The organism is Mesorhizobium sp. WSM4813 (genome assembly GCF_055811555.1).
Genome location: NZ_JBVVQU010000077.1, coordinates 1 through 23367 on the forward strand (window position 1 = coordinate 1; position 23367 = coordinate 23367).

26 protein-coding genes are annotated in these 23367 nt (G+C 59.6%); 12 read left to right on the forward strand and 14 right to left on the reverse strand.

The features are described from left to right. Positions 1-204 precede the first annotated feature (204 nt). A complete protein-coding gene (locus AC0L25_RS29375; protein ID WP_473598678.1) occupies positions 205-384 on the reverse strand; it encodes a hypothetical protein in 180 nt (59 codons plus the stop codon). Between the two features lie 435 nt (positions 385-819). Here AC0L25_RS29375 and AC0L25_RS29380 point away from each other — a divergent pair, with 435 nt between their 5' ends. The 4 genes from AC0L25_RS29380 to AC0L25_RS29395 all read left to right on the forward strand — a co-directional run bounded on the left by AC0L25_RS29380 (position 820) and on the right by AC0L25_RS29395 (position 3445). Beyond that, positions 820-1314, forward strand: coding sequence for a DUF2243 domain-containing protein (locus AC0L25_RS29380; protein WP_473598679.1), 495 nt, complete (start codon positions 820-822; stop codon positions 1312-1314). Between the two features lie 183 nt (positions 1315-1497). Then, the gene (locus AC0L25_RS29385; protein WP_473598680.1) at positions 1498-2214 is read left to right on the forward strand and encodes a Crp/Fnr family transcriptional regulator; all 717 of its coding nucleotides are present in this window, start codon (positions 1498-1500) and stop codon (positions 2212-2214) included. Continuing rightward, positions 2214-2465: a DUF6894 family protein gene (locus AC0L25_RS29390; RefSeq protein ID WP_473598681.1), complete on the forward strand. Its 252-nt coding sequence runs from the start codon at positions 2214-2216 to the stop codon at positions 2463-2465. Before AC0L25_RS29385 ends, AC0L25_RS29390 begins: the two co-directional genes overlap by 1 nt. A gap of 602 nt (positions 2466-3067) precedes the next feature. Next, complete coding sequence (locus AC0L25_RS29395) at positions 3068-3445, forward strand: hypothetical protein (protein ID WP_473598682.1); 378 nt, start codon at positions 3068-3070, stop codon at positions 3443-3445. A 693-nt stretch (positions 3446-4138) separates the two neighbouring features. Here AC0L25_RS29395 and AC0L25_RS29400 read toward each other — a convergent pair. Then, positions 4139-4357 (reverse strand): KTSC domain-containing protein, encoded by a 219-nt coding sequence (locus AC0L25_RS29400; RefSeq protein ID WP_473598683.1) that lies wholly within the window; start codon positions 4355-4357, stop codon positions 4139-4141. A 248-nt stretch (positions 4358-4605) separates the two neighbouring features. After that, complete coding sequence (locus AC0L25_RS29405; protein ID WP_473598684.1) at positions 4606-4824, reverse strand: hypothetical protein; 219 nt, start codon at positions 4822-4824, stop codon at positions 4606-4608. Here AC0L25_RS29405 and AC0L25_RS29410 point away from each other — a divergent pair. Next, the gene (locus AC0L25_RS29410) at positions 4798-5298 is read left to right on the forward strand and encodes a DNA-3-methyladenine glycosylase (RefSeq protein ID WP_473598685.1); all 501 of its coding nucleotides are present in this window, start codon (positions 4798-4800) and stop codon (positions 5296-5298) included. The two genes, AC0L25_RS29405 and AC0L25_RS29410, sit on opposite strands and share 27 nt — an antisense overlap. A 466-nt stretch (positions 5299-5764) precedes the next feature. Then, the gene (locus tag AC0L25_RS29415; protein ID WP_473598686.1) at positions 5765-6814 is read left to right on the forward strand and encodes a YihY/virulence factor BrkB family protein; all 1050 of its coding nucleotides are present in this window, start codon (positions 5765-5767) and stop codon (positions 6812-6814) included. Positions 6815-7035: 221 nt separating this feature from the next. On the opposite strand, the gene AC0L25_RS29420 is transcribed toward AC0L25_RS29415, so the two are convergent. Together AC0L25_RS29420 and AC0L25_RS29425 are read right to left on the reverse strand one after the other, a co-directional pair. Further along, positions 7036-8433, reverse strand: a complete 1398-nt coding sequence (locus tag AC0L25_RS29420) for a phospholipase D family protein (RefSeq protein WP_473598687.1) — start codon at positions 8431-8433, stop codon at positions 7036-7038. Between the two features lie 61 nt (positions 8434-8494). Further along, positions 8495-9310, reverse strand: a complete 816-nt coding sequence (locus AC0L25_RS29425) for an endonuclease/exonuclease/phosphatase family protein (protein ID WP_473598704.1) — start codon at positions 9308-9310, stop codon at positions 8495-8497. Between the two features lie 335 nt (positions 9311-9645). Here AC0L25_RS29425 and AC0L25_RS29430 point away from each other — a divergent pair, with 335 nt between their 5' ends. The 3 genes from AC0L25_RS29430 to AC0L25_RS29440 are packed head-to-tail and all read left to right on the forward strand — an operon-like array spanning position 9646 to position 13393. Continuing rightward, entirely contained in the window at positions 9646-10467 is an 822-nt protein-coding gene (locus AC0L25_RS29430; RefSeq protein ID WP_473598688.1) for an N-formylglutamate amidohydrolase, read from the forward strand. Next, the gene (locus AC0L25_RS29435) at positions 10464-12332 is read left to right on the forward strand and encodes a flavohemoglobin expression-modulating QEGLA motif protein (RefSeq protein ID WP_473598690.1); all 1869 of its coding nucleotides are present in this window, start codon (positions 10464-10466) and stop codon (positions 12330-12332) included. The genes AC0L25_RS29430 and AC0L25_RS29435 overlap by 4 nt, the downstream gene beginning before the upstream one ends. Before the next feature lie 14 nt (positions 12333-12346). After that, the gene (locus tag AC0L25_RS29440) at positions 12347-13393 is read left to right on the forward strand and encodes a glutathione synthetase (RefSeq protein ID WP_473598691.1); all 1047 of its coding nucleotides are present in this window, start codon (positions 12347-12349) and stop codon (positions 13391-13393) included. Between the two features lie 160 nt (positions 13394-13553). Here AC0L25_RS29440 and AC0L25_RS29445 read toward each other — a convergent pair whose 3' ends face one another. The 8 genes from AC0L25_RS29445 to AC0L25_RS29480 all read right to left on the reverse strand — a co-directional run bounded on the left by AC0L25_RS29445 (position 13554) and on the right by AC0L25_RS29480 (position 20968). Further along, a complete protein-coding gene (locus AC0L25_RS29445) occupies positions 13554-13781 on the reverse strand; it encodes a hypothetical protein (protein WP_473598705.1) in 228 nt (75 codons plus the stop codon). Positions 13782-13987: 206 nt separating this feature from the next. Further along, the gene (locus AC0L25_RS29450) at positions 13988-15064 is read right to left on the reverse strand and encodes an adenylate/guanylate cyclase domain-containing protein (protein WP_473598692.1); all 1077 of its coding nucleotides are present in this window, start codon (positions 15062-15064) and stop codon (positions 13988-13990) included. Then, entirely contained in the window at positions 15061-15450 is a 390-nt protein-coding gene (locus AC0L25_RS29455; protein ID WP_473598693.1) for a response regulator, read from the reverse strand. Before AC0L25_RS29455 ends, AC0L25_RS29450 begins: the two co-directional genes overlap by 4 nt. Next, the gene (locus AC0L25_RS29460) at positions 15447-19013 is read right to left on the reverse strand and encodes a GAF domain-containing protein (protein WP_473598694.1); all 3567 of its coding nucleotides are present in this window, start codon (positions 19011-19013) and stop codon (positions 15447-15449) included. The genes AC0L25_RS29455 and AC0L25_RS29460 overlap by 4 nt, the downstream gene beginning before the upstream one ends. A gap of 161 nt (positions 19014-19174) precedes the next feature. Beyond that, on the reverse strand, positions 19175-19684 hold the full coding sequence (locus tag AC0L25_RS29465) for a hypothetical protein (RefSeq protein ID WP_473598695.1): 510 nt from the start codon (positions 19682-19684) through the stop codon (positions 19175-19177). After that, positions 19681-20169, reverse strand: a complete 489-nt coding sequence (locus AC0L25_RS29470) for a TspO/MBR family protein (RefSeq protein WP_473598696.1) — start codon at positions 20167-20169, stop codon at positions 19681-19683. Before AC0L25_RS29470 ends, AC0L25_RS29465 begins: the two co-directional genes overlap by 4 nt. A 59-nt stretch (positions 20170-20228) precedes the next feature. Further along, on the reverse strand, positions 20229-20453 hold the full coding sequence (locus AC0L25_RS29475) for a DUF378 domain-containing protein (protein ID WP_473598697.1): 225 nt from the start codon (positions 20451-20453) through the stop codon (positions 20229-20231). A 29-nt stretch (positions 20454-20482) separates the two neighbouring features. Beyond that, positions 20483-20968, reverse strand: coding sequence for a fasciclin domain-containing protein (locus AC0L25_RS29480; protein ID WP_473598699.1), 486 nt, complete (start codon positions 20966-20968; stop codon positions 20483-20485). A gap of 162 nt (positions 20969-21130) precedes the next feature. Here AC0L25_RS29480 and AC0L25_RS29485 point away from each other — a divergent pair, with 162 nt between their 5' ends. The 3 genes from AC0L25_RS29485 to AC0L25_RS29495 are packed head-to-tail and all read left to right on the forward strand — an operon-like array spanning position 21131 to position 22445. Next, a complete protein-coding gene (locus tag AC0L25_RS29485; protein ID WP_473598700.1) occupies positions 21131-21715 on the forward strand; it encodes a helix-turn-helix domain-containing protein in 585 nt (194 codons plus the stop codon). Between the two features lie 50 nt (positions 21716-21765). Next, positions 21766-22080: a hypothetical protein gene (locus tag AC0L25_RS29490; protein WP_473598701.1), complete on the forward strand. Its 315-nt coding sequence runs from the start codon at positions 21766-21768 to the stop codon at positions 22078-22080. 5 nt (positions 22081-22085) lie between these two features. Further along, entirely contained in the window at positions 22086-22445 is a 360-nt protein-coding gene (locus AC0L25_RS29495; RefSeq protein WP_473598702.1) for a hypothetical protein, read from the forward strand. 100 nt (positions 22446-22545) lie between these two features. On the opposite strand, the gene AC0L25_RS29500 is transcribed toward AC0L25_RS29495, so the two are convergent. Beyond that, positions 22546-23106, reverse strand: a complete 561-nt coding sequence (locus AC0L25_RS29500; protein WP_473598703.1) for a DUF1003 domain-containing protein — start codon at positions 23104-23106, stop codon at positions 22546-22548. Positions 23107-23367 lie beyond the last annotated feature (261 nt).

The following is a 23367-nucleotide window of genomic DNA, read 5'->3' on the forward strand; positions in this document are numbered from 1 at the left end:
GGATGCCGGACGGGTACGTCGGGAGATCATGCGCTCGCTCCGGCCGATCGCCGCCCACAACACGCCAAGGTCGAGGCGTGCAATGATCGCTGCCGGGCCGGCCTATTTGAGTCACGAGCGGTCTCAAAAGGCGTACACTTCACAGGTCGCCCACACTTCCGCGGCAAAGCTGGCCCTCGCGCCGGCCGGAGATCGACAACCCGACTATTCGTCTTTCTTCAACTCTTCAGCTTCGTCCTTCAGCCGCTGCCAGTCCGCGCCGTGCTTGCGAAGCAATGCCCGCGCCTGTTTGGGCGTTACGTCTGTCACCTCCGCCAGGTGCTCAACTTCGAGTTCTGCACCCTTCTTCACTCGGCTCGTGTCGCTCGTCCTCTTGACCGCCATCTGTTGCGTCCTCCTTGGCCCGCGGTCAGTGGCAACGAATGTTGAACGTTGTGGTTCCGCCCCTGTGGAACCAACTGCCGGCCGTGTAGTTCTACCGCCGAAGGAGATCTCAAATGCTTCGGTTCCTAATCGGTCTTGGCGCTGTATGCGGCATTTCAAATCGGCCGGGAGTTTGGCCGCATCGACGCGGAGGTCATCCAGACTCCACCCGACGATCGTGGCCCGACGCCTGGAAACGGGTTCGGCGAGCCGACGTAGGGGTTCTGGTAGCTCCTCAACTTGCGCTATCTACGCGACATTGGCGCGATTACGCACTTATTCGGTTCTCGGCGATCGGCTTACATTAGCCAGAGTGAACGGCACGATTCCGCCGGGCTGTGGCAACGAAAGTTGGTCGTCGGCGTTGCGCTTGCTCGCCCGAGGAGGGAATAACTGGTGCCAAGCCTGGATGCGAAGCCCCGCCAGTTTCCCACGCTCGCAGGCATTCTGTTTGGCCTTGGTTTGGGCGGCTTTTTCGACGGCATCGTCTTTCATCAGCTGCTCCAGTGGCACCACATGGCCACCAGCGCCGGCTATCCCGCCGACAGCGTCGAAAACCTACGATTCAACACGCTCCTCGACGGTCTGTTCCACGCTGCCACCTATCTGTTCGTTTTGCTTGGGCTGCTCCTGCTCTGGCGCGCCGCGCATCAATCGCACCTTTGGTGGTCGGGAAAGATGCTGGTCGGCACAGTGCTCATCGGATTTGGCTTGTTCAACCTCGTCGAAGGGCTGGTGGATCACCAGATCCTCGGCATCCACCATGTCAACGAGACCGTCCCGCGGGAGCAATGGATCTACTGGGATTTGAGTTTCCTGCTTTGGGGTGCGCTGATGTTGGTCGGCGGGTGGAGGCTGTGGAGGCAGGGCAGGCGTGCCTCGCCAGGCTAGTTGCGTTGAGGTGCCTGCCCAGTTCAGCGTGATCGCCGCGCAGATGCCAGATGCGCAGCTTCATCTCGGGCGTGTCCACCTCTTATCCGCATCAGCAGCGTGGAACATCTGCGGCGAATGCGAGTTCGGCCGGTAACACCCACGGAGGTAACCAAGTCCTTGTGTCCAGCTTTCTCCTCGGACGTGCTCATCCGCAAGCTGCGTGGCATCGCTGAAATCAGCGATGGTGACGCCGCAGCCCTAGGAGGCCTCACGATTCAGGAGAAGGATGTTCCGGCTAACAGGGATATCCTCATAGAAGGCGATCGGCCAACCAACTCATTTGTCGTCTTGGACGGCGTAGTATGTTCATACAAGCATACAGGTGAGGGAAAGCGGCAGATCACCAGCTTCTTTGTCGCCGGCGATCTCCCGGACCTGCACGGCATCCATCTCACAGTCATGGATTGCAGCTTCTCCAGCATGACGCCGGGCAGATTGGGCTTAATCCGCCACAGCGCTCTTCGCTCGATTTGCGAACAGCGCCCGCGCGTTGCAGGCGCGTTCTGGCGATCGACCCTGATTGACGCTGCGATCTATCGGGAATGGGTCACCAACGTCGGGAGACGGGACGCCTACGCTCGTACGGCCCACGTGTTATGCGAACTCATTGTGCGGTTGCGGTTTGCTGGACGCATTGAGGACCACGTCGCGGATCTGCCGATCACCCAGGTAGCATTTGGTGATGCGGTGGGTTTGTCCGTGGTTCACGTGAACCGCACGCTTCAGGCGCTGCGAGGTGACGGGCTGATCGCCATGTCAGGTACAAAGTTGCGTGCTCTCGATTGGCCGGGTTTGGTCCGGGCAGGGGACTTCGATCCGACTTACCTGCACCTGAAGGACCCGGACGTGGCATTCTGATGACGGAAGCCGATATGTCAAGATATTTCTTTGATAGCGGCGATCGCCAGCATCTTGTGGAAGACAATACGGGTCTGGAATGCGAGGGGATTGAAGCAGCGCGCAATGCAGCCGTCGAAGGGTTGACCGAGCTGGCAAAGGACGAACTGAAAGGTCCCGAAGGGCAGCAACTCATCATGGACATCAGGGACGAGAGTGGCAGAAAGGTTCTGAGGCTTAGCCTGTCGCTGGTGATCGAACCGCTTGAGTAAATGCCGTCTCGCCGACATCCAACAAAGATGGACCTCGACGTCGCGGTTGACCATGCGGAGCACCAGCCGCTGGTAGCTGCAGTGAACGAAGACCGGGCCGTTTAGCCTACCTCGCGGATCAAGGCGATGCGGGCCTTGCCGAGCGGGACGGACAGGCGCTCTAGAAGGCCTTCGTCCACTTCGGAAGAGAGGCCGAACGCCGGTCGTGCTCAACGATCCTGTCTTGGATCGACCCGAGGATTTTATACCGAGCGACAAGGCTCGTCAGGACTTCCTGATGTTGGGAGGTCAACGCTTTTCTTCCCGCGCTACAATCGGGCATAGAGTCGAAAGCGTTCATAAAGAACTGCCGCCTCGTCAAATTCGCCATCTGAGAAGAGTTCCATGCGCTAACGCTCAGGCGCTCCGCCTGCTCGCTACCAACCGGAATACCTTCCTCGGGAAACGACACAATCACCCGTTAACTGTCCAGAGGGGCAGTGCGACGCCTATGGCGTAGGGAACCAGAACCACCGCCAACGCGACCCAAAAGCCTCGATCGGCCAAAGCGGCCAATTCGCTGAGAAGTTGCTTCATGCCGGCGAAACGCGCACGCGCGGCCGGTGTTCCGCGTAGGCAAGAAAGCCCGCGCCCCACGAGGAAAAGGACGCGGGCCGATCGGTGCATCTCCGATCTGCAGCCAATCGTTGGGAGGGAACAACATTGCTGCACTTTCCGAACTTTCCTCTCAAGCATGTGTTCCAGAGAAAGCGAAAAATGCCTGGAAGTTTGAGCCATTGATCGCAACAAAAGCTTCCCGCCGGCGTTCCGGTCAATCCAAGTGCAAAAGGCTCACCATGGGCGAAGAAAAGTCCGACCGCGACCGAATGACGGATTTCCAGGCGCAGTTCCTCGCCAAGGAGGCCGGAATAACTGAAGCTCAAGCGCGCGAGCTGATCGATATGATCGGCACCGATCTGGCATCACTACTTCGGGGCTGAGGGCCCGGCTGAAGCCGCCGGACGCTTAGGGGCATCACATGCTTTGAAATAGAAGCGGCTCGATTGAATGAGAGTCGCGCGCGAGCAGATATCGCTGATCTTCGCCAGACGATAAACGATACCCGCCGCCTAATACTGGCATCCCGTAAGCTGTTGGATCGCGTTGCCGCAGACGATACGCTGTAATCAACCTGCACATCGGCCGTCGATTCGATTGAACCACGCGGCCTGCGGCTGGTTGGAGGGCGCCAGGTGCAGCGTCCTACTACGACTTCTTGGTCTTCCAATTCCTCTTCGGTTTCGGTGCCGGCGCAGCAGGAAGAGCGGTTTCAGCCTTAAGTCGTTGCTCCCGCAGCCGAGCCGTTTTTGCATCTCGTGCGACGCGCTCAATGTCTGTCAATGCCCGCGCAGCATCCGACGTGCGCTCCTGTCTGTCGTGTTTTTCTTTATGGGTTAAGCCTTGTCTTTCACGCATTTTCCTGTCCTCGATCTGACGGTACCGCTTTGTTTGCGCCCGAACGACTGCCGCCAGATCGTGTTCCTCCCCAGACAACAAAAAAGCCCGCCGCACCTTTCGGCACGGCGGGCGATCAGTCGTTTGCACAGGGTGGGTTGGGGTCGTAAGAAAATCCTACGCGCGCCGGCTGAGCTGCGTCCACCAACCGGCAGTTGGAATGTCTCAACAGCTTGCCGTCATCCCGCGTCGTTGCCGGCCGCAACCTGACGGTACCGGAAGTGATTCCGGATGTGCTCGTTGAAATAGCGGCCTTTCGCAAAGGCGGCTTTGAACGCGGCGAAGGTCTCCGGCGGCACTTCCTCAAATTCGTATCGTTTGCCGCTGCCGACGAACCACACCGAGAGGATTCTGCTGTCGGGATCGTAGGCCATTTTTCTTATCGAGGTCGATGGCATGATATGGCTCGATCAAAAGTCTTCAACGATCGCAGAGCCTGTCACACGTTCCTTCGTGGTATTGCTCCCGAGCAGCGCACGGGTTTTCTCCGGCCACCTAACGCATCGCGGCAGCGCAAGCGCGGCAGCGGGCACGGTCTTCCGGGTCTCTCTTTTCTACGCCGGCAGCGAACTTCAACCTTCCAATCGCTTCGACCGCTTGGGCTAGGCGCTGTTGAATAGCCAATTCGACCCTCATACATAGGCGATCACACCCATCCGAGTTCAGCAGGAAGCGCAGCGATGCTGATGATCGCGAGTTTGGCCCTGGTGGATCGGCCTTTTGCAGCCGGAGCGGGAATGTTCTTGTTCGCCCCACGTTTCGGCGCGAAGATCTGGTACAGGCGTTGATCACGAACCGCCAGTTCTTTGCCCGAGACGCCTGCGTTGTCGCTCGCGATATGATTGGCGCCACGCTTCTTGTGCACGGCGTGGGCGGGATCGTCGTCGAAACGGAAGCCTATCGCGCCGATGACCCAGCCTCACACAGTTTTTGTGGTCGGACTTCGCGAAACGGCGCGATGTTCGGCGCCCCAGGGAGCGCATACGTCTATCGCTCCTATGGTCTGCATTGGTGCCTGAATGCCGTCTGCCTTCCCGGTAGTGCTGTCCTTGTGCGCGCAATCGAACCGCAATCAAAGCTCGACCTGATGCGGGCCAATCGCGGCGTTGAGGACCTTCGATTTCTTTGTTCGGGACCCGGTCGCCTTTGCCAGGCGCTTGCTGTCGATGCATCTTATGACGGGCTGCCACTGGACGAGCTTCCGTTCCAATTCAAGCTGCCGCCAAGAGCCAGATCCAGCTCCATCTTGACGGGACGCCGGGTCGGCATCTCCAAGGCTGTCGATGTCGAGTGGCGGTTCGGACTGGCAGGCTCGTCGTACTTGAGCCGCAAGTTCTGAATTGCGTCTGCACGAGTAATTGCCAGGGAGTGGTTACAGGTAATCAGCAAAGTGCAGGGTCCCTACGCCACGCTAGTTTGGCCCGCGATTTCGTCTAGCTTCAATCAGGAGGCGATGGAGCCTAGCTTTCAAGCGATGGTCGATTGCATGCTAGAGACGGCTGGACGCGCCGAGAGAGGCGCAGCTCGCGATCGCCCAGGCCTATCCGCGCCGGCCGGCCGCGAAATGTTAAAACGCAGTCAGCCGACTACCGCGAATGGCCGACTTGGTGGAAAGCTGGCGTATTCTCATTGTTGCCCGAACAAGCCATTGAAGGTCCTGAACAGGGCAGTGTTGCTATTAAATAAACTCGTCGCATGCGGATCTGCAGTCGGTGGATGTTTATTTGTGAGCGCAGGTCTGCACCTGCATCCTTTGGCGCATTTATACGTTTGCCCCGCGAAGAAGATGCTCCGGACCGGCAGCCATGTCGAATAAGACCACTGACGACGCTTACGAAAACCAAGTGCAACTTGGGCGGCGGGCCGAACGGGAGGGCCGCGGACGCAATGCCGAATGGCCGTCTGAGATTCCCAGCCGTGGCTGGAAGGACGTGCTGTGGCGGGTCTTTGCTGAGGTAACCGAGGACCGTGTTATGCTGATCGCGGCCGGGGCCGCATTCTATCTGCTCCTTGCCCTCTTTCCCGCGCTTGCCGCGTTCGTGTCCATCTACGGTTTCGTCGCCGATCCCCAGACCATCGCGGAGCACATTGCGTTCCTTGGCGGCGTACTTCCTTCGGGCGGTTTGGACGTTATCAGATCGCAGCTTAGGTCCTTGGCCGCCCAGGACACTGGCGCGCTGAGCTTCGGCTTCATCTTCGGTCTTGCCGTCGCACTGTGGAGCGCCAGCAACGGCATCAAGACGCTTTTCGAAGCCATGAACATCGCCTACGAGGAGAGGGAAAAGCGCGGCTTCATCCACCTGAATCTTCTGGCCTTGGGCTTCACACTTGGCGCCATCCTCATCGGTATCGGCTTTATCGTCTCGGTGGGGATCGTGCCGGCCATGCTTGCGCTGCTGAACCTCGGCGGCGGGACCGAAGCCCTTGTGCGGATCTTTCGGTGGCCGATGATGCTGATCCTGGTCGGCCTCGGGATCACGCTGATGTACCGCTACGGCCCCAGCCGCGAAAGAGCAAAGTGGCGATGGGCGACATGGGGTGCCTTCCTCGCGGCTGTGGTCTGGATAGCTGTCTCGATAGGGTTCTCCTATTATCTTGAGAACTTCGCCGACTACAACGCGACGTATGGAGCCCTGGGGGCAGTCATTGGCTTGATGATGTGGACCTGGATCTCCGTGATTGTCCTGATTGTGGGAGCGGAGCTGAATGCCGAGATGGAGCATCAGACAGCCAAGGACACCACCACAGGTGCGCAGCAGCCGATGGGTGCGCGAGGCGCCACGGTCGCCGACACGCTGGGCGGATCGGCCGATGCCACAAACCAGCAGTCGCGTTCGGGCGAGCTCAACCCGTAAGCGCGCAGATCACTTGAAATCTCCGCGCAACTTTGGCGCAGATCACTGACATCGGCATTGGCGACGAGGTTGCAGGGACCGGCTCATCATGGAATGACAAGCCAGATCGCGAGCGTATGAATACCGTCAGGCAGTCTCCATCGTGCTCAGACCCGGCGAATGGCAAGGGCACATCGCCGGAGAACGGCGGCACATCAAGCTTCATTCTCATGTGGGTCTGGCTAAAGCTGAGACTCGATCGGAAGGTGGCGGACCAAGGCTGCCAGAACCCGGCGGAATATTCCGGCCTCTGGTTCGTGTGTGTAATCTTGGAGTTTGCCTTCGTCGCATCCGTGCCAGTGCAGCACATTGTTCTTTAGTTCCAGCCGATAGCTGGTTTCTGGTGAAATCTCGGTTCGAAAAAACTGCCGAAGTTCACTGACTAATTCCGCATCCTCAAACAGCACGCCCATCTCCGAGTTCAAAGACACTGACCGTGGATCGAAATTGAAGGAACCGACGAACCCAGTCTTATTGTCCACCGTGAAAGATTTGGTGTGCAGACTGGCGCCCTTGGAGCCAAACACCGAGATTGCCTGACGGCGAGTGAAGGGCTGGAGCTCAAACAGTTTCACGCCATTCCTCAGCAATCGCTTGCGATAGTTTGCATAAGCACCATGGACTGCTGCGACGTCTGTAGCGGCCAAGGAATTGGTCAAAACCGAAACGTCAACTCCGTTGCTGACGAGGTCTGACAGGATCGCGGAGCCCCTTTTGCCGGGGATGAAATAGGGAGATACAATTTCCAGACAGTTGCGGGCGGATTGAAGGAGGGGAAGCAATTCCTTCGTGAGCCAGCTGCGACGTCTCCAACCTTTCACCTTCTCTGGGGGATCGGAAATCACCCGAACTCGATCCACCCAATGCACGTCGTTGCTGGCCGCGATGAACTCTGCGATGGACCCTCGGTCACCGACCCCGTGCAACAGCATTGATTGGGTTTCGAGATCGCTTCCTGAAAAATCGGAATGCTCGGTCTCAGCGGCTGATCCCAGAACGCTAATTGATTTTGCGTCCTCGCAAGCCCAGAATGCCTCAAATATTTCGGCGGTTTGCTGCACGGCAGGACCGAGGAGCAGCACGTCTAGGTCGCGGAAATTGGTTTCTGCTGCGTCGAAATAGGCATCGCCAACGTTACGCCCGCCTACGATAGCGACGTTGTCGTCAGCGATCCATGCCTTGTTGTGCATCCTCCGGGTCAACGCGAAAAGGCGCAATATAATCTCCACAGCGCGTATGACGCTGCGTTGCCTGACGCCGCTTGGATTAAACAACTTCAACTCGATGTTTGGATGATTGCTCAACGCCAAATATGCAGAATCGTTCTTTCGCGGATTGGCGTCATCAAGGAGCATGCGCACCCGCACGCCGCGCTCAGCGGCCCGGAAAACTTCCTGCAAAAGCAAGCGCCCAGTGTGGTCATCGTGCCAAAGGTAGTACATGAGGTCGAGACTCCGAACGGAACTCCTTGCAGCCAGGACGCGCACTGCGAAGGCGTCATAATTGTCCGGGACCAGCAGTAAGCCGCTCTTGCCTGCTTTGATTTTGTCGTGCGCAATTCGCGAAATGGATGTTTCCATAAAGCTGATTACCTTCAGCGATCGAAAAGCCGGCCTTGCTCAAAATCATAGCAAGAACCCTTCAGAGGTAATCTGGTTGCAAATGCAGCTGGCGAATCCCCTGGAGGTTTAATCGTGCCTTGATTGGTAAATGATCGGAGGCGATCCGAGATAGCGATGTATGGTGCACTTCGAGGCTGGAAATCAGACTTGGTGGTTTGGCCAGAATCCGATCGAGCGCAAGCAAAGGGAATCGCGAAGGGAAACTGGGCAGCACGGTGTGAATTGGACCAAAATGCGGCAGTAGCGCCAGCAACGAGGATCTGCTGTGCACCCGCCATTCATTGAGATCGCCAAGCAAGATGGTCGGCCTTAGGACCGAACGCGTCGCCTCAAGCAGTGCATTGGCCTGCTTGGTGCGCGACCGCCGGAGTAATCCAAAATGTGCAGCGATTACCCGCAGCACCACGCCTTCGATTTCCAAATCGACGATCAAAGCACCGCGTGGCTCCAGGCCAGGTAATCTTACCAGACTGACAGCCTGGACCACTCCCTTGCGAGCTAGTATCAAATTGCCGTGCCACCCATGGGGTCCAAAGTTCTCAGGTGTGTGTGCACTAACCAGTTCGGTTTCTCGTCGAACCGTCTTGAGATCCAATAGGCCCTGCCGCCTTCCCGTACGTTCATCAACTTCCTGCAACGCAATAATGTCGGCGCCGAGTTCGCGTATAACATCACCAATCCGCTGCGGATCGAAGCGGCCATCGGTGCCGACACATTTATGGACGTTATACGATGCGATCGTCATGCTGCCGGAAACGCGGTTCAACTCGATCGACGTCGCTTCTGGGGAAGCGGCAGCGAGCGAAGTTGAAATCAATGGAGCCTGATCAAGCATGCAAATTGAGCTGCCATTTGAGGAGACTGCCGGAAACCGAAAGGCAAGATGGCAGCGAGAACGAGCCAATTTACGAACGGTATGGAGAAGCAACAGTTCCATCAAAGTCCTGGGATTCGGTCTCGATTCCAAACGACGGGGGTCCCCAGAGCTGCCCTTCGTGCCAACGCAAAACTCCGCGTGCATTGCCCGCTCCGAGTTTGGGGTAGGCCCCTGAAGCGCCCCCGGGGACTTGTCGCAAGTAGACGCCGCCGCCTGCTGCTCCAGGGCGGAACTAACGAACGCTTGTTCGATGAATCGGAACCGTCCGCTTTCTCCGCGCATTTCGATGGACTATGAACACGACGGCTTCCAACAACGACGCGGGCGGATCATCGGCAGGCTGGACCATCAGGCTCGGAGAGTCCCCTATCGTAGGTACAGCTATCCACAGCGGCACCGACGTGGGCAGGTCTTGTCGATCCTTCATGCGTCTCTCTGATCCTGACCGGCTTCGAGAAGAGGATCCGTTCACCGAGCGCTTTATCGCGGATTTTCCTACCCAAATCATCGTTCATCGATCTCGCTTCCAAGTAGATCTGAATCGCGCGCGTGAGGCTGCGGTCTACCGGTCGCCCGACCAGTGCTGGGGGCTGGAAGTCTGGCAAGGGCAGCCGGCCGAGGAAATCGTAGAGGAGTCTCTCTCGTTTCACGACGCTTTCTACAGCGAGCTGAACCGTGTCCTCGCCAATATCGAGAGGCGCTATGGCAGGTTCGTTCTTGTCGACGTTCATAGCTATAATCACCGGCGCGACGGGCCGGAGGCTATGCCTACGTCTCGCGACCTCGCGCCGGACATCAACATTGGTACATCCTCTATGGACCGCGAGCGCTGGGCGCCGGTCGTCAACGCTTTCATCGACACTCTTCGCGGCCATCATTTCAACGGCGAGCCGATCGACGTGCGCGAGAATGTGTCCTTCCAGGGCAAGGGCGAACAGACTCGTTTCGTTCATGCAAACTTTCCCGAAACCGGGTGTGCCATCGCGGTAGAGTTCAAGAAGATTTTCATGGACGAATGGAGCGGCGAACCCGACTGGGCAGCAATCGAACGGCTTCGCGCCGTTCTGGCGTCTACGGTGCCCGTCCTGGAGACGGTGCTGCGGGGCATGCAATGAAGCCCAAGCTCGGTGAGCCCGCGCCTTCGTTGGCGCAGATCAAATCGGACTTGGAGGCGCTTTGTCAGGACGGTAAGCCGATCCGCCGCGAGTTCGGCAATGGCAACCGTTTGCACTTGGATCGGCCGCTGCCCTTTCTATGTGTCCATGTTGGGTCGCATCAGGACTCGGCATTCCATGCCGTCTCCGCCAACGCGTCCTATCTGATCGCGGTCGACGTTGGCCTCGCCGGCGAGGTCGCGCGGCTGGTGGCCCGAATGATGCGCGATCACTGCGGCGCATTCCTCGTGCTGGACATCGGCGAGTTGGCCGAAGACCGGTTCCTGACGGAGGATGTTCCGTTCCTGCCGCCTTTCGAGATTGCACTGGCTTGCGGCAACACGGCGGCGGAGAAGGCTGCACTCAAGCGCTTCGCCACCGCTGCGTCCGCACGCGAAGCAAAATACCGCACGCCAAGAGTGGACGAACTCAACCCCACCGCACGCGCCGAAACACGGCTCTGGGATGGGCTCGGCGATGTTGCGTGCCTGACGGTACGCTTCGCACCGATCTACCGGGTACCGGGCACCAAGCGCATTTACCCTGAACTTCACGACCTCGTCGTCGCCAACATTGTCGATTCGTCGCTTCAGGCCGTCAGTGCCTTCCTGAAGGCATCAGGGCTGGAACAGCCGGCAACCCATCGTTCGCTGGGGCGCCGCGCCTATATCGACGCAGTGGTGCGCGCTGATCGGGCGATCGACAACGTCGCTTCGACGTTCGATTTTCTGCTTGCCATAACACCGATCAATGCCGAACCAGCCTGGCTGGAATTCCAGGCAGGCGCCTTCGAGCGTGTGCCCGCACTGCTCTACAGGCCGCTCGAGTTTCAAGTCGCCGCCCAAAAGCGGAAGCTCTATTCGATCTCGCTCGATCATCTGGAAGATCCGCTGCTGACCACGCTGCTCTCCGAAAAGCAGCAGGAACTCGATCTCCAACTGGCCATGCTTGCGGCACGCGAAACGCCCCGCTTCGTCGAACTCGGACGAGCACTCTATGGCGGCGTTGAGCCGAGCCTGGCGGCAAGGGCACGCACCATTCTCGAAAAGGCACCGCGAGTTGCTTCTGCGGCAAGGCAGGAGGGCCTGGGTGCTGACGCCATTGCCGCGGCCGCGCGAGATATGATCGCCGGATACCGGGCGGCCTACCCCGAATTCAACGCTTCCGTGGAGATCCGCGGCGACCTGCCGGCGGGCCTGCTAGTCTCGCGAAACCGACTGCTGGTTTCGCGCGATACCAACCTTCCATCGGAGCGTCTGACTGCACTGCTTAGTCATGAGATCGGTGTTCATCTGCTGACTTATTTCAACGGTGATGCGCAGGGGCTCGCCATCTTCCGCAACGGACTCGCCGGCTACGAGGGGATGCAGGAGGGACTGGCCGTGCTAGCGGAATATCTTGTCGGCGGCATGACCGCCGCGCGCTTGAGGCTGATCGCGGCCAGGGTCATCGCATGTCAGGCGATGCTTGACTCCGCAACCTGCGAGGAGGCCTTCCGCATTCTCCAAAGGGATTTCGGTCTCGCTGATCGCAGCGCCTTCAACGTCGTTCTGCGTGTCTATCGAGGCGGTGGGCTTGCAAAAGACGCCATCTATCTGCGCGGCTTGGGGCAGATTCTCGATCATCTGAAGAACGGCGGCAGTCTCACCCCTTTCTGGATCGGCAAGATCTCCGCCGCACATTTCGGCGCGATCCAGGAACTCCAGGCGCGCGGCCTGCTGCGAGCGCCACGCCTCGAACCTGCGTTTCTCTCTTCCGACGCGGCGCGTCCGCGCCTCAAAAAAGCGATGGCGGGGATCGATCCGATCGATATGGTTGAAGCTTGAGCGGAGCCTCCTCAATGCGCATTGCGTTCTTTGTCAATTCCATTGAGAGCGAGACGCCCGGCTTCACGACGACAACGTTGGCGCTGGGTGCCGTCCAGCGCGGCCATTCTGTTGTCTATGTTGAACCAGGCGACTTCATACTGCGCCCAGATGACGACCTGGCTGTCAGCGTAGCGGTTCTGCCGGAAGCCCCCTACAGGACGTCCGAGAAGCTGCATGCAGCCCTGAAGGATGCCGGAAAGCAGAAAAAGACCTTCGCGATAAGCGATATTGATATTTTGTTTCTGCGCAACGACCCGTCGCTGGACGCCACCGATCGACCATGGGCCGCCAATGCAGGCGTTATGTTCGGGCGGCTAGCAGCAGAATGCGGCGTTATTGTCGTCAACGATCCTGACAGCCTAGGGCAGGCACAGAACAAGCTCTACCTGCAGTCCTTTCCTGAGGCGGTTAGGCCGGCGACCCTGATATCGCGCAGTATTACTGAGATCCGCGCATTCATCGACAAACACTCGAAGGGCTGCATCGTCAAACCACTCCAAGGGTCGGGTGGCAAGAACGTCTTTCATATTGCGACGCCGACTGATTCCAACCTCAATCAGATTTTCGAGGCGGCCAGCGGTGACGGTTATCTCATTGCGCAGGCCTACATTCCGGAGGCTAAGGCCGGTGACGTACGTCTTTTCCTGATGAACGGCCTGCCGCTGATGCGCGAGGGCAGCTACGCGGCCTTTCGCCGAGTTCCAGCCAAGGGCGACGTCCGGTCCAATATCCATGCCGCCGGAACAGCCCGCAAAGTTAAGGTAACGGGCACGATGTTGAGCATTGCCGAGATAGTCCGTCCCAAGTTGATCAGCGACGGTATGTTTCTGGTTGGGCTCGACATCGTCGGCGACAAACTTCTGGAGATCAACGTCTTCACGCCAGGCGGGCTGACACGGCTCGCCATCATGTACAAGACGGATTTTGCCACAAGTGTGATCGTTGCGCTGGAGGAGAAGCGGACGCTGCGGCAAGCCTATGGAAAAGCCATAACAAATTCGCGGCTGGCGACGCTCTGAGGAGCGCAGGCAAGTCGGCTAGCAGACCAGCCGCCGCGCTACTTCTCCCGCGGACCTTACTTCCGCTTCTCCACAAAAGTCGGCTCAACGGTTCAATGAACGCCAGCCGGCGGGCGCCGGTACTTGCAATTTTACGCACCTTTCGATTTAGGCAGCCGCCTTATATTAGCCAGAGTGAACAGAACGTGAGGAGCCCGCCTCCACAAAACCCTTTCGGGCGCTTCAGCCCGTCGCGCACCGTCTCCTCTGTGATGCGCACCGCCGCGCCGACGCCCGCGCGGGCACCCTCGGCGATGGCTTGCGCGTGCTCGAGGATCGACAGCCAGCGCCCGCCGCCCTGATCGACCTCGACCGAATAGACGATTTTTGCTGCCGGTCTTCTTTCCATTCATGCGAAAAACGGCCATACGGCCATAAGAGCCCTCATAGCCGAGGCTCATCAGATCGGCGCGCAACTGCTTGATCGTGCGCTTCTGCTTGCGCGGCCTGTTCGATTCCGTTCTCAGCCACGCCGTCAACCGCTCGGCATAGGCATCAAATTTGCTAGCTAGTAGATCGAAGTGAGCGGAAGTGGACATTTGAACGTAGGCCCGATCAATCCATGTTGATCCGCGGACCTGTCGCGCCGTTCAGCAATCGCTTCAAGTGGAAGCTCGCAAGCTGGTCCTCTGCGCGCCTGCCTACCTCAGCAGCGAACGAGGTGACCGCACTAGGGTCGCCGGCTTCCAGCTTAGCGAAAGCCGCGAGGTAATCCTTCGTCGCGAGGTCATCGCATTGTTCAGGCCGCAGTGGCTCGAAAGCGCGCAGCGACTCCGTTCGTCCTCTCAACACGAGGTCACCCACCGGCCGCCCTCGAAAATTCGCAACCTGTCTCGCGACGCTCTCGCTCACGCAAATACGGGTGCCTAGTTGCTTGTTGGCGGCTTCCAGCCGCGCCGCGATGTTGACCGCGCGGGCGGCATGGTCGGGCTGCTCGCCCGGCGCGCCGAAGAGCACATGCAGTGCGTCCCCGACGATCTTGGCCACCGTGCCCTCGTGGTGGAAAACGATGTCGGTCATGCCGGCGAGGTACGCGTTGAGGAGTTCGCCCAGTACCGCCGGGTCGAGCGTTTCCGCCAGCGCAGTGAAGCCGGCGATGTCAGTGAAGAGCGACGCCACCTCGCGTCGCTGCCCGGCAAGCTCGCCAGCGTCGCCGGCGAGCCGCTCGGCGAGGTTGGGGGAGAAGTAGCGCGACAGCGCGGCGTGCGCGCGCTCGGCCGCCACCTGCTTGCCCCGCGCGTCGCGCAGAAGGGAAAGGTGCCTCAGCGTCTTAGCGATAGTCGTCTCGAGGTCGGCGAAATCGATCGGCTTCATCAGGAAATCGAAGGCCCCGCGGTTCATTGCGGTCCGGATGTTGGCCATGTCGCCATAGGCCGAGACGATGATGGTCGACAGCCGCTCCTCGGCGTCCTGGAGCTTCGCAAGAAGCGACAGCCCGTCCATGCGCGGCATGTTGATGTCGGTAACGACCATTTCGATGTCGGGATTGGCGGCGATCAGGTCGAGCGCCTCGACGCCGTCGCGGGCGAAGATAAAGCTCACGGCGCCGTCGCGGATCTGGTGGCGGAATTTCTGCAGGACCAGCGGCTCCAGGTCCGGCTCGTCGTCGACGACCAGGATCACCGCCGTCATGCCGCGAGCCCGACGCGAACGTCGATCTCGCCGCGTAGCGCGACGAAATCGAGCGGCTTCGTCAAGAGTGCCTCGGCGCCGTTTTCCAGCGCCTTCCTCTTGGTCTCTGCGTCCCCATAGGCGGTGATCATGATCACGGGCACATCGGGACGCAACGCCCTCGCTTTCGGCAGAAGCTCCAGGCCGCTCATGCCCGGCATGTTGATATCCGACAGGATGAGGATCAGCGAGGCGCTGTCCGCTGCCTCGATTACGTTGAGCGCCTGCGGCGCCGAAAGCGCGAAGGCCATGGCGAAGCGTCCTGCCCTAAGATCGCGCCGGAACTGCTGTCTGAACAGCACCTCCACATCAGGCTCGTCGTCCACGACCAGGATGAGCAGACTCAAGCGTTGCCTCCTGCTTTGGCGAGCGTCGCGGCCCCGCGCGGCAAGACGATGCGGAATTCGGTGAAGGCGCCCGGCTCGGTGTCGACCTCTATGGTGCCTGCGTGCTGTTTCACGACGATGTCGTGGCTCAAGGACAGGCCGAGCCCCGTACCCTCGCCCGCCGGCTTGGTGGTGAAGAACGGGTTGAACATTTTTTCCTTGACCTCCGGCGGGATGCCGGTGCCATTATCACGGATCCTGATCTCGACCGCATCGCCCAGGCTTTTCGTCGATGCCGCCATCACCGGCTCGTAACCGCTTTCGCCTTCAGCCGCCCGCCGTTTCGTCGTCGCGTAAAAGCCGTTGGAGATCAGGTTCAACAGCACGCGAGTGATCTCCTGCGGAAAGAGATCGACCTCGCCGGCGCCTGGATCGAAACTCCTTTCCAACATGATGTTGAAGCCTTTCCCCTCGGCGCGGGCGCCATGATAGGCAAGGTTTAAGCTCTCCTCCACGACCGCGTTGATGTCGACCGGCCGGTGCTCGTCCGAGCCTGAGCGCGAGTGGAGCAGCATGTTCCTGACGATCGAGTCGGCGCGCTTGCCGTGCTGCACCACCTTCTCGAGATTGCCCTTCAGCATATCCGACAAGTCGTCGATCTCCGCGCGGGTCTTGTCGTCAAGCGCCGCGCCTTGCAGCGCGTCGCGCAGCTCCACGATCAGGTCGCCGGACAGCGAGGAAAAATTGTTGACGAAGTTGAGCGGGTTCTTGATCTCGTGCGCTATTCCCGCGGTCAGCTGGCCGAGCGAGGCGAGCTTTTCGGTCTGCACGAGCCGATCCTGGGCCTTGCGCAGGTCGTCCAGCGAGCGCGACAGTTCCTCGGTGCGCGCCTGGACCTCATCAAACAGGCGGACATTCTCGATGGCGATCACGGCCTGGTCGGCGAAGGTTTTCAGAAGTTCGACTTGCTTGGCGGCAAGAAAGCCCGTCTCAGCACGCCCGACTGCTATGCAACCGATGGGCAGGCCGTCACGCAGAACCGGCACGGCGACAGCGCTGCGCAGGCCCGAGAAAGCCGCGGCGGCGCGATGCGTGAATTCACTATCCAAGGTGAGGTCCGGGATCTGCGCCACGTCAAGATAGAGAATCGCCCGTTCCGCGGCGCTGCCGCGAGTAGGTGCCACGGGAAAGGTGTTGCGCACGATCTCAACGCTTTCTTCGGTGATGCCGTGATGCGCGACGAAGTGCAAAAGCTCGCCATCATATCTGTAGACAAAGCAGCACTGCGCTTCGCATAGACGGGCGGCGCTTTGCGCGATCATGTTGAATACTGGCTGCACATCGGTGGGCGAGCGGCTGATGACGCTAAGCACATCGCTGGTCGCCGTCTGGTACTCCAGGGCTTCCGTGGCCTCCCGCGTCCGCTGCTGCACTTCCTCGAAAAGCCGGACGTTCTCGATCGCAATGACGGCCTGGTCGGCGAAGGTCTGCACGAGTTCGACTTGCTTGTCGCTGAACGCGCCCGGCATGCGACGGGGCATCGCGAAGACGCCGATCACTTCGCCCTGCCGCAACAGCGGCACGGCAAGCATGGCGCGATAGCCGGCGCGGTCGCGGGCCTCGGCAAACGTGAATTCCTTATCCTCGAGCGCGTCGGCGACATTCACGACCGCCTTGGTCAGCGCCGCCCGTCCCGTGAACGTCTCGCGTCCCGGCTTGATCGGATGGGTTCGCACGAACTCCAGGTACCCGGGTGGCGTGCCGTGGCTCGCCTCCGGAGAGAAGGACCCGTCGCGCGCCAGAAATATGAGGCCCATTTCGGCATTGCAGAGCTGGCAGGCGGAAGCGATCAACGTGTCGAGAACGGCCCCTAGGTCGAAGGCGGAGCGGCTAATCACCTTGAGCACGTCGGCTGTGGCCGTCTGCTGCTGCAGCGCTTCGCTGAGCTCGGCCGTGCGCGCCTGTACTTCCTCGAACAGCCGCACGTTCGAGATGGCGATGACGGCCTGGTGGGCGAAAGTCTTGAGCAGCGCGATCTGCTTGTCGGTGAAGGGCCGCATCTCGATGCGCCGGATCATCAGCGCTCCGACCGCCTCCCCGTCACGCAGCAGTGGGATCGCAAGGATGGTGCGGAAGCCGAGCCGGTGGGCCATTGCCCTGCCCGTTGCAAAGTCTACACCCGCCTCGGTCAGGTCATGAACATGGACCGGTGCCCGGTCGAGCACCGCGCGACCGGTGACCACGTCGCGGGCGACAGGCAGCCCGGCGTCGTCGACCGGGATCGGCCCATGATGCGCCCCGACCGCCAAGCGATCGCCCTGCCGCAGATAGATCGTCGCGTCATGGGCATCGCAGAGACGCGCGGCGCTTTCCGCGACGGCGTCAAGAACCGGTTGGATGTCAGTCGGGGACGCAGCGATGACGCGCAGGATGGAGCCGGTCGCGGTCTCCCGCTCCAGGGCCTCGGTCACTTCGCGATTGCGCGCCTGCACCTCGTCGAAGAGACGCACGTTCTCGATTGCGATGACCGCCTGGTCGGCGAAACTCTCTACAAGTTCGATCTGGCGTCGTGAGAACGGCCCCACGGTTCGCCTCACCATGCCGAAGACACCGATCACCTCTTGGCCTCGCTTGAGAGGGACCGAAAGGGCCGCGCGGAAATCGCCCATGGTCGCCGCTTCCGGCCTTTTGTATTCCATATCCTTGGACACGTCGGGCACATGAACGGTTGCCCCTTCGAGGGCGGCTCGACCTTGAAATGTCCCACGCCCGATCGGGTGTGGATGGCTCTTCTCATAAGCGCGAAGTTCATCGGTCCAACCGGTCCCGGTCATGACCCGTAGCCAATCGCCATCGCGCAGTGAGATCGCGCCCATATCACCGCCGGCCAGGCGGATCGCCGAATCGAGTAGCGTCTGCAGTACGGGTTCAAGGTCGAAGGCCGACCGGCTGATTACCTTGAGCACGTCGGCCGTCGCGGTCTGCTGAGCCAGCGCTTCGCTGAGTTCGGCCGTCCGCGCCTGCACTTCTTCGAACAGCCGCACGTTCGAGATGGCGATCACGGCCTGGTCGGCGAAGGTCTTCAGAAGCTCGATCTGCCTGTCGCTGAACGGTCTCACCTCTCTTCGCCGCAGGCTAATCGCACCGATCGCTCTTCCATCGCACACAAGAGCTGTCGCCAGAATGGTGCGAAAACCGTACTGGATGGCCATTTCCCGGCCTGCCGCGAATTCGGCCCCGGCCTCGGACAGGTCTTCAACCTGCACGGTCCCCGCATCGATCACCGACCGCGCCATTACCCGGTCGCGCTCCAGCGGCCACGGCGCCTCATCGACCGCGATCGGGCCAGAATGGGCACCGAGATGGAGCATATCGTCCTTCTTGAGCCGGATGATCACGTCGTAGGCGTCGCAAAGACGGGCGGCGCTCGCCGCCACAGCGTCGAGGACCGGCTTGATATCGGTCGGCGACGAGGCGATGACGCGAAGCAGCTCGCGGATCGCCGTCTCGCGTTCGCGCGCTTCGTTGAGCTCGCGCGTGAGAAGCCCAATCCTAGCTTCGAGTTCGCCAAGTGATTCCCGCATGTGCAGGTTCTAGCCCTCGGTCGCAGCGCTGCCCTCTAGGTCGAGACGCAAACCATAGGCAGAATAACACTAAAAATACTAGGTCACCGGCAGTCGAGCGATTCGTCCTCCCTTCGCAGCGAGGAAGATTGACGTTTTTCAGCACAGCAGCGGCATAAGGGTTAAATCGAACGGCTGTCATATGCCCAATGCAGCAGAGCCTGGCGCTGGCGCGGCCGGCACCAGCAGTCCCCAGGCTCGCAGGCTCGGCGAAGCTGCGCGATATGGCGGCGAATAGCTTTCCAACGGGCGATCTGTCGCTCGTCCTCGCCGGGCATGCGACGACCTTGGTGGTAACGGCAATACCACTGGAACCAGCCACGCGGATCGTCGGGATGTATCCATCCCTTGGCTCGCCAGACGCTGAGCGGTTGGCTGGCGTCCACACAGAACCAGTTAAGTGACGGATCTTTTCGCAGCGACGACAGCCGGGCCTCTGCAAACCAGCTGTTGGGGAATTCGTCGCGACAATCCGTCATGTACTTGCCGCCGAACACGCCGAGCGCGAGCATCTCGGCCGGTGTCAAGTCTGGCCGGAAATCGGGATGAAAGTCACGGCCAGTCAGCGCAACGAGAGCGTACCGGTAGCCTTGCTGCATCCGATCGTTCACGACGACCCACCGGGGTCTCATCGGACGCCCTGCAGCAGTGGTTTCGAGCGGTTGCGCCGCCAGATGGACAAGTTAAGTGCCGCCGCGAAACTCACCCACGCCAGGTAAGGAACAAGCAGCAAGGCAGCGGCCGCATTCACGGGGTGAAACATTATAATCGTCGCCAGGATCGCAGCCCAAAGCACCATGATCTCGACCACGGCCAGCCCGGGTCGGTGAAGTCCAAAAAAGATCGGCGACCACGCAGCATTGAGCAGAAGTTGGACTGCATTTACACTGAGAGGCAGTGCTGCGCCGGCAATGCCTGCCTCTAGCCATACGAGCCAGCCCGACAGTCCGATCGATGCATAGAGAACCGTCCAGACCGGGGCGAACAGCCAATCAGGCGGGCGCCATCTTGGCTTGTCGAGCTGCTTGTACCAGTCGCCTGGCCTAAAGATCACGCCGGTAGCCGCCGCAGCGAAGCTCGCGACCTCGAAGGCGACCAGCACGAGAAGGGAATGCATGTCCATCAGCCAAAAGATGGAGGGAGCCGCCGACGAGGCAGCGGGTCCCTCCAAAGGCGTTATCGGTTCTGGCCAGCGGCAAACTCGCCGGAGCTCATTGCATAAAGCAGCAGGATAATCTGCCACGCTGCCGATAGCCCCACCAAGACGTAGACGATCCTGGCGAACCCCGAGCCAGCCCCGAAGATGGCGGCCACGAGGTCAAAGCTGAATAGTCCGACCAGCCCCCAGTTCAACCCGCCAACGATAACGAGGATGAGCGTGAGGATGTGGATGAACTTCATGGTTCTTCTCCAGGTCAAGGGATGAGAGGTCAGCCTTGCGGCGGCATGATCACCTTGTCGATGACATGGATGACGCCGTTCGAGGCAGCAAGATCGGCAGCAGTGACGGCGGCATTGTTGACCTTGACGGTGGAGCCCTCGACTTCGATGTCGATCATTTTGCCATTTACCGACTTTGCTTCATCGATACCCGCCACGTCCGCAGCCATCACCTTCCCCGCGACCACATGGTAGGTGAGGATCTCAGTGAGCTTTTGCTTGTTCTCCGGCTTCAGCAGGTTTTCGACGGTACCGGCCGGCAATTTCGCGAAGGCTTCATCGGTCGGAGCAAAGACCGTGAACGGACCCGTGCCTTTGAGAGTGGCGACCAGGCCTGCCGCTTCGAGCGCGGCACCCAGCGTCTTGAACTTACCCGCTTCCACCGCAGTGTCGAGGACATCCTTCTCCGCGGCGAACGCGCTGACGCTGCTGCCGAGCGTGATCGCTGCAGCGAACAAAACACTTTTGAACTTCATGGCATTTCTCCTCTCGATGACCGGTGCGGAATGCACCTCATGGCTTTCATGTGGAGAAAATTAGTTTTCATACCACTCAAATTTTCGTGAACAGATAGAGAATTATCTTGTGAAGATAATATCGTTGTCATAGTTTCCCGAAACGAAAAGGAATTTTGCCACGTGCTCTCCGACACGCTTTCTAACGAACTCCAGCGCTATGCGATCGGCCCTCGTATCAAGGCACTGCGTCTGAGAAAGAAGCTGGGGCTCGTGCAGTTGGCCGGGCATACAGGGCTCTCGCCTGCGATGCTGTCGAAGATCGAGCGCGGGCAGATGTTTCCAACGCTGCCCACGCTACTTCGGATCGCCATGGTTTTCGGCGTCGGCCTCGATCACTTCTTCAATGCCGATAAGGAGGAGCCGCTCATCGCGATCGTCCGAAAGCAGCAGCGTCTCAAACTTCCAAGCCCGCCGGGCGAAACGCACCCGGCCTACCTATTCGAAAGCTTGGACTATCCAGCTTCTAACCGCCGCATGCAGGCGTTCTACGCCGAGTTCCCGGTCGATTCGCCGCCCTCAGAGCCGCATCAACATGGCAGCGCTGAGTTCATCTACGTGCTCAGCGGTCGGCTGATAGTCAATGTGGATGGCAAGGATGCCGCTCTGGATACGGGGGACGCTGTATATTTCGACTCAAGCGTTCCGCACAGTTACCTCCGTGAAGGCAAGGAAATTTCAACGGCTATTGTTGTGACTTCTTCATAAGCCGCCGGTGACTGAGTACCCCTGAAACTCATCCCTATGCATTGCCAGCGTTGGTGGAGGAAGTCGGCTTTCAGGGTGGAGAGCCGAGGGTAGTTAACGGCCGAGATGAGGCGCAACACCTCTTCCGCAAGCCAACGGGCGAAGGTCGGGAAACGGTTATCGCCGCCATCTTCTGGCTCAAGGCACGCGGACGCTGGAAGGAGACCTCGGTCAACGATCACTCAGGCCTAGACGGGAAGCCGATCGAACAGGTGCAAGAGATCCGCCGCATCATCCTTCGCGCTCCGGATCCTGCAAGCTTGGGCAAGACTCCTGCCGGCACGCCACCAGCAAACGATGCCGTCACCATCTCTGGTGCGGACTAAGCCGAATGTCCGACGAATTCGACCCCACTCAGTCTGCACGACCACTGAGCTCCAGGGTGGAGGCACTGGCCGGCTTCGGGCTTAGCACGGTCGACATCGCCTGCGTGCTCGCCACAGACGAGCAGGACCTCAAGGCGACCTACGCTCATGAGCTCGAGAGCGGCGCCGCCATCAAGGCCAACGCACGGGTCGCTGAAAGCCTCTACCGCAGGGCGACCGGTGAAGGACGTGAGTCCGTGACTGCAGCGATTTTCTGGCTGAAGACCAGGGCGCGCTGGAAGGAGACCTCCATCCATGAGCTGGAGGCAAAACTGGATACGTCAGTGACCTTCGTGACCACCTACGAAGATATGAAGCTCCTGTAGCATTGCCGACAGTAGCAATCTAAAATTCCGACTGTCGTTTTTATTTCGAAGTTCGACCTAAGTCCCAAATCAAAATCAACCGAACTTCGAAATTACGACACTAGTGCTGGTCCAGCTTCTTCGCAGTCTCCTGCTGCTTCGATTCGATCTCGTCCAGCACTGCTTCTGGCGCAACGTCCCTCTTAATCTCGCCGACTTCTATATCGCTTATGGCTGGTTTTACATTCAACCGATCCGCTATCGAATCGACAAGTTCAATAAGCTTTGTGAGTTCGTGCTCCGTCAGCAGGCTCACCTGAAGGTCCAAATCCGCCCGCTTGTCTGCGGCAGCTGACATCCGGTTTTGGCTGATCAGCACAAACGTCGAGAGGAATATGGCTTCGACGGAAGCTACCATAGCCAATATCACGAATGTCGGATCAAATGGCGGAGTGATCGGTATCCAGCCCAAGTTCGTGACGATCCAGCCGCCATACACGGCCAAGTGAAGGTACACGAAACGCATACTGCCCGTAAAAGAAGTAATCGCTTCAGCGATCTTCTCTTCCAAAGTTGCCTCGCTTGCTTCCTTCGCCCGGCGCTCCTCAATCGCTTGGATATTGCGCTTTAGTGCTTGGCTGAGTTCAGTCGGAGGGGGCGGAGGCAACGTTGGAGAATCCATGGAACACCCGTTGGATAGCTATCGGTCTCGCCACTCTGGGCAACATACAAAATCACGGATATTCGACTTTGTTCCTGACTAGAGCCGTCTGATCATTGGCTCCCCTAATTTACCCAGGCCATTTCGGGGTCTTAGACGACGCCGAATTTGCCAGAACAGCGCTTCACCTCGCAGGTCTTAGGGCGAACAGCCCCGCTCCGCAGATCAAAACTGCGCCGAGAACGGTGGTGATCTTCGGCACCTCGTCGAAAAACAGCAGCC